Below are 425 nucleotides of genomic sequence, written 5' to 3' on the forward strand. Positions count from 1 at the left end.
GCCGGCCGCCGGCTCGGACCTCGCCGGCGTGCAGACGCGAGCGGTGCGCGAAGGCGACCACTGGGTCCTGACCGGCACCAAGCGCTGGGCGGGCTTCGCGCGCGCGGCCGACTTCATCGAGGTGCTGGCCCGGACCCGCGATCCCGAGCCCGGCGAATCGCGCTCTGCGGGGCTGGAGCCGTTCCTCGTGGTCAAGCCGCCGGGGGAATTCCCCGAGGGCATGACCGGCCAGGTCATCGACAAGATCGGCTATCACGGCTTCCTGACGTTCCAGCTCGAACTCGACGGCGTGCGCGTGCCCGAGAACGACCGGCTCACGGGGCTCTACGGCGACGGCGGGTCGGATGCGGATTCCGGCGGCTTCGCCTCGGTGCAGCGCGGCCTCAACATCGCCCGCGTCCACACCGCGGCCCGCGCCGTCGGCG

1 protein-coding gene is annotated in these 425 nt (G+C 73.4%); it reads left to right on the top strand.

Going from position 1 to position 425, the window contains the following annotated elements:
• Positions 1-425: acyl-CoA dehydrogenase family protein (locus tag FV222_RS29135; protein ID WP_187277557.1), on the top strand; the 425-nt coding region annotated here is incomplete at both ends.

It is taken from the genome of Methylobacterium sp. WL103 (genome assembly GCF_008039885.1).
In the GTDB taxonomy this organism is placed as follows: Bacteria; Pseudomonadota; Alphaproteobacteria; order Rhizobiales; family Beijerinckiaceae; genus Methylobacterium; species Methylobacterium cerastii.